Annotated in this window: 9 protein-coding genes and 5 tRNA genes; 7 read left to right on the top strand and 7 right to left on the bottom strand. The window is 73.4% G+C overall.

Features of this window, described 5'->3' with window-relative positions; all coding sequences use genetic code 11:
* Positions 1–198 precede the first annotated feature (198 nt).
* Complete coding sequence (locus AC07FT_RS23085; RefSeq protein WP_479177909.1) at positions 199–768, top strand: CGNR zinc finger domain-containing protein; 570 nt, start codon at positions 199–201, stop codon at positions 766–768.
* Positions 769–787: 19 nt separating this feature from the next.
* Here the strand turns inward: AC07FT_RS23085 and AC07FT_RS23080 are convergent, their stop codons facing one another.
* Entirely contained in the window at positions 788–958 is a 171-nt protein-coding gene (locus AC07FT_RS23080; protein WP_471206671.1) for a hypothetical protein, read from the bottom strand.
* A 69-nt stretch (positions 959–1,027) separates the two neighbouring features.
* Positions 1,028–1,504, bottom strand: coding sequence for a hypothetical protein (locus AC07FT_RS23075; RefSeq protein ID WP_479177883.1), 477 nt, complete (start codon positions 1,502–1,504; stop codon positions 1,028–1,030).
* A 180-nt stretch (positions 1,505–1,684) separates the two neighbouring features.
* On the opposite strand from AC07FT_RS23075, the gene AC07FT_RS23070 reads away from it, so the two are divergent.
* A complete protein-coding gene (locus AC07FT_RS23070) occupies positions 1,685–2,197 on the top strand; it encodes a DsbA family protein (RefSeq protein WP_479177882.1) in 513 nt (170 codons plus the stop codon).
* A 27-nt stretch (positions 2,198–2,224) separates the two neighbouring features.
* On the opposite strand, the gene AC07FT_RS23065 is transcribed toward AC07FT_RS23070, so the two are convergent.
* The 3 genes from AC07FT_RS23065 to AC07FT_RS23055 form a co-directional block, all read right to left on the bottom strand.
* Positions 2,225–3,070 carry a GNAT family N-acetyltransferase gene (locus AC07FT_RS23065; RefSeq protein ID WP_479177881.1) on the bottom strand — a complete coding sequence of 282 codons (846 nt, stop codon included), beginning with the start codon at positions 3,068–3,070 and terminating at the stop codon, positions 2,225–2,227.
* Positions 3,071–3,187: 117 nt separating this feature from the next.
* Positions 3,188–4,018 carry an aminotransferase class IV gene (locus AC07FT_RS23060; protein ID WP_471206682.1) on the bottom strand — a complete coding sequence of 277 codons (831 nt, stop codon included), beginning with the start codon at positions 4,016–4,018 and terminating at the stop codon, positions 3,188–3,190.
* Positions 4,015–5,085 (bottom strand): chorismate-binding protein, encoded by a 1,071-nt coding sequence (locus AC07FT_RS23055; protein WP_471206685.1) that lies wholly within the window; start codon positions 5,083–5,085, stop codon positions 4,015–4,017. Before AC07FT_RS23055 ends, AC07FT_RS23060 begins: the two co-directional genes overlap by 4 nt.
* Before the next feature lie 183 nt (positions 5,086–5,268).
* Here AC07FT_RS23055 and AC07FT_RS23050 point away from each other — a divergent pair.
* The 5 genes from AC07FT_RS23050 (at position 5,269) to AC07FT_RS23030 (ending at position 5,694) form a co-directional block, all read left to right on the top strand.
* Positions 5,269–5,341 (top strand) — tRNA-Gly (locus AC07FT_RS23050).
* 30 nt (positions 5,342–5,371) lie between these two features.
* Positions 5,372–5,442, top strand: a tRNA-Cys gene (locus tag AC07FT_RS23045).
* 1 nt (position 5,443) lies between these two features.
* A tRNA-Val gene (locus AC07FT_RS23040) sits at positions 5,444–5,515 on the top strand.
* A 24-nt stretch (positions 5,516–5,539) separates the two neighbouring features.
* Positions 5,540–5,611 (top strand) — tRNA-Val (locus AC07FT_RS23035).
* 11 nt (positions 5,612–5,622) lie between these two features.
* A tRNA-Val gene (locus AC07FT_RS23030) sits at positions 5,623–5,694 on the top strand.
* Between the two features lie 81 nt (positions 5,695–5,775).
* Here the strand turns inward: AC07FT_RS23030 and AC07FT_RS23025 are convergent.
* Positions 5,776–6,075, bottom strand: a complete 300-nt coding sequence (locus AC07FT_RS23025) for a TFIIB-type zinc ribbon-containing protein (protein WP_479177880.1) — start codon at positions 6,073–6,075, stop codon at positions 5,776–5,778.
* A gap of 67 nt (positions 6,076–6,142) precedes the next feature.
* Entirely contained in the window at positions 6,143–7,069 is a 927-nt protein-coding gene (locus AC07FT_RS23020; protein WP_479177908.1) for a phosphotransferase family protein, read from the bottom strand.
* Positions 7,070–7,248 lie beyond the last annotated feature (179 nt).

Below are 7,248 nucleotides of genomic sequence, written 5' to 3'. Positions count from 1 at the left end.
CTCCCCCCCCCCCCCCCCCCCCCCCCCCCCCCCCCTCCCCCACCCCCCCCCCCCCCCCCCCCCCCCCCCCCCCCCACCACCGTGTGTGACCCCACGGGGGCACGCGGTGTCACACCGCGCTCCGCGCGCCGCTAGAGTCGGTCGGACCGAGGGGCGGTCCAGAAGCAGCCTCCGACCCGGCCGGTCAGGGAGCCAATGGTGCTGATCAATCACGACACCCGGTGCGCGCTCGACGTGGTCGTCGATCTGGTGAACACCGCGCCCGAGGGCACGGACACGGACGGTCTCACCGATGTCGACGCCCTGCGGGGATTCGTCGAGCGCCATGCGATCAGCGACATCGGCACGCTCGGTGACCGCGATCTGACCGCGGTACGGGCCGTCCGCTCCCGGTTCGCCGAGGTCTTCGGCGCGGCCGAGGACGCCGGTGGCACCCCGCGCGCGGCCGAACTGCTCAACGCGATGATCGCCGCGGCCGGGACCACTCCACGGCTCACCGACCACGACGGCTACGACTGGCATGTGCACTACTTCGCGCCGGGCGCGTCGGTCGCCGACCACCTCGCGGCCGACGGCGGTATGGCGCTGGCGTTCCTGGTGGTGGCGGGCGAGCGCGAGCGGCTGCGGCGCTGTGAGGCCCCGGACTGCCGCCACGCCTTCGTGGATCTGTCCCGCAACCGCTCCCGCCGCTACTGCGACAGCCGCACCTGCGGGAACCGGCTGCATGTCGCCGCCTACCGGGCGCGTCGCCGGGAGGCCGCCGGCTGAGCCGGGGCCGGGTCCCCCGTCACCAGCGGTGGAGGTCGTGCAGGGCGGTGATGAAGAGCAGGGTGCCTATGACCGCCAGGAAGAACATCAGCGGCGGCTGGGAGAGGGCGAAGAGACAGCCACGGGTCTCCTCGCTCGGGGGCACAGGGGGGCCTTCGATGGGGGACTGCTCCCCGGGTGTTTGCAGCATCTCGCGGCAGATCATGGCGCAGCGCAAACCCCGGTTACGACCATCGTGCCGATTTTGACCGGTAGTTCGTCAGATTCCGTGCTTTTTGAGAATCGCTTCGATGTCTGAGAAGTCTTCTGTGTCCGAGCTGGTTCCGGCCTTGCTCTTCGACGCCCCGGACGCCTTGCCGGAACGGCCCGTCCGGGCCGCCTTGGCACCGGACGCGCCGAGGGCGGGGTCGGAGGCCGCGGGAGCCGACGCGCCACCCTGCCCGGCCGCGGCGGCGGCACGGCGCTCCTCGCGGGTGCCGCCCCGGCGGCGCTCGACGGCCCGGGTCACCATGAACAGCGCCCAGGAGAGCCCCAGCACGGCGAAGCCCGCCCAGACGGTCGGCTTGAAGACCAGGTCGGTGAGCCAGTCCAGGATCCCGGTCATCGCCAGGCCCAGCGGCACCAGCGCGTAGGCGGCGATCCGGGCCGCGGCCAGGAACCGCTTGCGGTAAGCGGTCACACCGGCGATGCCCAGTCCGGCCGCGGAGAGCGCTGCGCAGACGGTGTCGGTCAGCATCGGGTCCTCCTGCCGGTGGATACCGGGACGGATGTCCGGTCCCTCCATCCTGCACCCCCGGGGGCGGAAGGGGCCACGGCCGGGGCGCGGGATCAGGGACATCTCCGGGGACCGTCTCCTCCCCGGGGCCGAACGCCCTCCGGGTGCCTCGCGACCGCGGCGGGCTGGAAGACTGGCCCCATGAGCGACACCGATCCCGCACGTCCCGTACTCGATGTGTGGTGCGAATTGCAGTGCCCCGACTGCCGTACGGCGCTGGCGGATCTCAGCGCGCTGCGCGACCGCTTCGGGGACGCCCTGGAGATCCGGCTGCGGCACTTCCCGCTGGAGCGCCACCGTCACGCCCACGCCGCGGCCCAGGCGGCCGAGGAGGCCCTCGCCCAGGGGCAGGGCTGGCCGTACACCGAGGCGGTGCTGGCGCGTACCGGGGAGCTGGCCGAGCGGGGTGAGCTGCTGCTCGTCGAGATCGCCCGTGAACTGGGCCTGGACGCCGAGGAGATGGACACCGCGCTGATCGACGGGCGGCACATCCTGATCGTGGACGCGGACCAGGCCGAGGGCAAGGCGATCGGAGTGACCGGCACCCCCACCTATGTGATCGGCGGCGAGCGGCTGGACGGCGGCAAGAGCCAGGAGGGGCTGCGGGAGCGGATCGAGGAGATCGTCGCGCGGCTGCTGGCCGAACCTGCCTGACGGCGTGGGGCGGCCCCGTCGGCCGCCCTACAGCAGCGGTTTGAACAGCTGGTACTCGACCGGCTCGTAGCCGAGCGACTCGTACAGGCGCAGCGCGGGGGTGTTGCCCCCGAAGACGTGCAGTCCCAGGCTGTGCGCCCCGCCCGCCAGTGCGTCGCCCTCGGCGGCGAGCATCAGGGTGCGGCCGTGGCCCCGGCCGCGGTGCTCCTCGGCCACCTCGACGGAGAAGACGTACGCCTCCCCCATCACGGCGGCGTCGGCCTCCCCCTCGCGCAGCGCGACCCACAGGGTGCCCACCTCGGCGCCGTCGTGGACCAGGACGCGCAGCCAGGCGCCCACGGTGTCCCGGCCGTGGGGAAGCAATGTCTCGTAGTCACGGTCGGCCTTGGCCTCGGCCTGGGGTCCGCTCAGTCCGCGCTGGACCAGATCCTTGACGTAGTCGGCCCGCTCATGGGCGTACCAGGCCGGGTACTCGGCCTCGGTCAGCGGCCGGATCGCGCTGCCGTCGGGGAGCGCGGGCGCCCCGGTGAGCGGCTTGACCATGTTGCGGCCGCGCTCGCGGTAGCCGAGGGCGGTGGCCAGCCCCAGCGCGGTGGTGGCCGACGCGGGCACGCTCGCCACGACCTGGGTGCACCCCCAGCCTCGGAGCACCTCCTCGGCGGCGAGGGCGGCGACGGTGCCGCGGCCCCGGTGCCGGTCCGCCTCGTCGACCCGGAGGTGCTCGACACGTCCGGCCGCCGGGCCGAGCCGGGCGTCCGTGGTGAGGCGGATGGTGCCGACGGGGCGGCTGTTGACGCACACCTCGTACGAGCGGGCGCGTCCGCCGCCCTCGGTGCGCTGCTCCGGCTCGGTGGGCCGCAGGGTGGTGGTCACCCTGGTGTTGTACCGGCCCGCCGCGCGCTCGTCATCAGCTTTTCGACGGATCTTCGGGGACCCGGCCCATCCGGCCGGGTCCTGCGCCCCGCGGTCCGGTACGCGGCCGGGCGGCCGTCACGGGTCGATGTCCGCCGCCGCCCGCTCGGTGAAGATCCGCATGGCCTTGGCGGTGACGGGGCCGGGGGCGCCGGGCACGGCGCGCTCGTCCACCCGGTGCACGGCCTGCACATCACGCGTGGTGGAGGTCAGGAAGACCTCCTCGGCCCGCTCCACCACGTCCAGCGGCAGATCGGCCTCCCGCGCGCCCACCCAGTCCAGGACCAGGGCGCGGGTGATGCCCGCGAGGCAGCCGGAGGTGAGCGGCGGGGTGTACAGCTCGCCGTCGAGGGCCACGAAGACATTGGAGCCGGTGCCCTCGCACAGGGCGCCGACCGTGTTGCCGAACAGCGCCTCGCTGGCGCCGTGTTCCCGGGCGCGGGCGAGGGCGACCACGTTCTCGCCGTAGGAGGTGGTCTTCAGACCCGTGAGCGCCCCGCGCTCGTTGCGCGCCCAGTCCACGGTGACCACGGCCGTGGTGTCCGGCCGCCGGTGGGTCTCGACGATGGCGACCACCAGCGTGGGGCCCTCGGTGCCCCGGTCCGAGCCCAGCGGGGAGAACCCTCCGGTGTAGGTGATCCGCAGCCGTCCGAGCGCCATGGGGTTGGCCTTGAGGACCGCCTCGCAGGCATGCCGCACCTCGTCCTGGTCCGGCTCGGGCAGACCCAGACCGTGTGCGGAGCGGGCCAGCCGCCGCAGATGGCGGGTGAGCGCGAAGGGGCGTCCCTCGACAGCCTTGATCGTCTCGAAGACACCGTCGCCGACCGTCAGTCCATGATCGAACACCGACACCCGGGCGGTGTCGGCCTCGTGCAGGGATCCGTCGAGCCAGATCGTGAGCGTCGTCATCGTGTCGCCCTTCCCGTCGGCTGCTGTACTTCCGACGCTACCGCGAGCAGCCGCGACGCCTTGAGTTCGGTTTCCTCCCATTCGTCCTCCGGGTCGGAGCCCCAGGTGATCCCGGCCCCGGTCCCGAAGCGCAGCACGGCGCCGCCACCGGCCGGGCCGGGCGGCGCCCGGTCTATCCAGAACGTCCGGATCCCGACGGCCAGCTCGGCGGTGCCCCGGTCGGCGTCCACCCAGCCGACCGCACCGCAGTACGGACCGCGGGGCGCGGTCTCCAGCCGCTCTATGACGCGCAGCGCACTGGACTTGGGCGCACCGCTGACCGAGCCGGGCGGGAACGACGCGGCCAGCAGTTCCGGCCAGCCCGCCCCGGCGGCCAGCTCACCGCGGACCGTGGAGACGAGGTGGACCAGTCCCGGGTGCGGCTCGATCGCGCAGAGCGCGGGGACGGTCACCGAACCGGTCTCACAGACCCTCCCCAGGTCGTTGCGGACCAGGTCCACGATCATCACGTTCTCGGCGTGGTCCTTCTCCAGCAGGTCCGCGGCGCTGCGGCCGGTGCCCTTGATCGGCCCGGACTCCACGGTGCGGCCGGTGCGGCGCAGGAACAGCTCGGGCGAGGCGGTGGCCACCTCCACCCCGTGGGCGGGCAGCCGGACCGTACCCGCGTACGGGGCCGGGTTGCCCCGGGCCAGCAGCGCGGTGAGCGCGTCCACGTCGGCGGCGTCCGGATCGGGCAGCGGCGCGGACAGCACCCGGCAGAGATTGACCTGGTAGACCTCTCCGGCGGCGATATGGCGCCGTATGCGCCGTACGCCCTCGGTGTAGGCGGCCCGGTCCAGCGAGGAGTCCCAGTCCTCCGGCGCGGGTCCCCGCCAGGCGCCGGGCACCGGGGCGGGCACGGGCGCGGACCGTACGTCGCCGAAGCGGGCGCAGACCGTACCGCCCTCGAAGTCCGCGACAACGGCCCAGAAACCCCGGGAGTCCAGGGCTGCGGGGTCACTGGTCACATCACGGAGATCAGTGGCGAGCAGGCCGCCGAAGCGGGCGAGAGGGGGCAGGTTGTGCACGGTTGTGAGTCTATGGCGCCCTGGTCACAGGGGCTTCGCAGGGGACGGGAGCGGCGGTGGGGACCGGGCCCCGCCGTGCGAGCAGCGCAGCACGCTGCGGAAACGGAATTTGAGCTGGCCGGGGAATCCGCTAGAGTTCAACACGTCGCCGGGACGCGGAAGCGCCCCGGGAAAACGACACCTGCGGACGTGGCTCAGTTGGTAGAGCATCACCTTGCCAAGGTGAGGGTCGCGAGTTCGAATCTCGTCGTCCGCTCGGAGTGGGGGTTTCAGAGTCCCCGCGCCTGGTGGAGTGGCCGAGAGGCGAGGCAACGGCCTGCAAAGCCGTCTACACGGGTTCAAATCCCGTCTCCACCTCGGACGATTAGCTCAGCGGGAGAGCGCTTCCCTGACACGGAAGAGGTCACTGGTTCAATCCCAGTATCGTCCACTGGGGCCTTCACGGGCCCTTCTCGCGCGATTAGCTCAGCGGGAGAGCGCTTCCCTGACACGGAAGAGGTCACTGGTTCAATCCCAGTATCGCGCACGCAGTCCCGAGGACGATTAGCTCAGCGGGAGAGCGCTTCCCTGACACGGAAGAGGTCACTGGTTCAATCCCAGTATCGTCCACACCGATCGGCGGAGGGCCGGAGCGATCAGCTCCGGCCCTCCGCCGTTTCAGGCTGCTACGCCTTCAGGATCGTGCCATGGTCACGAGGAGAAGAGCATGTGGCCGAAGCCCCGGTGGTGCTTGTGGTGGCCGTGATGACCGTGGTGGCCGTGCTGCGGCGCGCCCCACGCGGGCCCGGCCGGGTACGCCTGCGGAGCGCCGGGAGCGGGCGGAGCCGGGGGCGCGGGCGGAGCCTGCTGGGTCCACTGCGCCTCCAGCCGGGTCAGCGACTCGAGCTCCCCGTAGTCCAGAAAGATCCCCCGGCAGCCGCTGCACTGCTCTATCTGCACGCCATTGCGGTTGTACGTGTGCATCGGCGCATGACACTTGGGACACTGCATGGTCCGCTCATCTCCCTCAACTACGGACAAAACACACCGCCGGAACGTCCGTCCAGCCGTGGTGAGTTCACCCTACGGCCTCGCTGAGCCGGGCGACGCGGACACAGGCGTCGACCATGGCCTCCTCCGCCTCGTCCAACGCCCGCTCCGCGGCGGCCGCCTTGGCCAGGGCGAGCGCGGCGGTCTGCACGGTGAGCGCGCGCGCCGGTACGTCGAGGCGCGGCCACGGATCGTCCGGCCCCGCCGCCGTACCGCCCGCGGCGCGATACGCCCCGAGGAACGCCGCCCAGTCCGCGGGTGCGAGCAGCCCGGCCGCGTACCAGGCCGCGGGGCGCGCCAGGTCCCAGCCCGGGTCGCCCAGACCGAGGTCATCGACGTCGATCAGCAGCCAGCGGCCCTGGTGCCCGACGAGTTGGCCGAGGTGGAAGTCTCCGTGGCAGAGCGCGCCGGGGCCGGATCCGGCCGGTCCCTCGCCGGGCGCCGAGCGCGCCCACCCGGGCAACCCCGCCCAGGCCCGCTCCACCGCATGCGCGGCGGCGGCCAGCCGGGGAGGGAGCCCCGGGGCGGTGGTGGCAACCGCCCGGAGCCGGTCGAGGGCGCGGGCCGCCTTGGCGGGACCGCGCATCGGCGGCAGCGGCCCGGGGAGCGCGGCGGGCGGCACGGTGTGCAGCCGCGCGAGCAGTGTCCCCGCCTCCGCCCAGGGCGCCGCGCCGGGCTCGTCCGGCGCGACCGGCTCCCCGTAGGGCCACAGGGTGATCCGCCGTCCGTCGGGCAGCGCCCCGGCCTCCGCGAGCGGGGCGAGCAGGGCCCCGGCACAGCGGGGATGCGCGGCGACCTCCAGCCTGGCGGCCAGCGCGGCCGGATCGGCGTCCGGGGCATGGGCCTTGGCGACGACCGGGCCGCAGCGGACGACGGTCCCGTCGGGGCGGTCGGCGAGGACGACGGCCTCGTCACGGGCGCCTGGCCGGATTCCCCGGACGGCATCGGCCAGCAATGCCCGCGTCGTGCCCACGGCTCCCCCTCAAGAACGATGTCGTCGGGATCCTAACCACCAGCGAGCGCGGCAGGGGCGGGGCCCTGGATGAACGCCGCGACAGCGGCCGGACCGGGGCTGGGCGCCACGGCGGACCGACGCGCAGAACGACGGCCGGGCCCGGGCGATACGCCCGGCGG

Source organism: Streptomyces sp. NPDC045899 (assembly GCF_056431485.1).
This window is presented reverse-complemented; position numbering and strand designations above follow the sequence as displayed.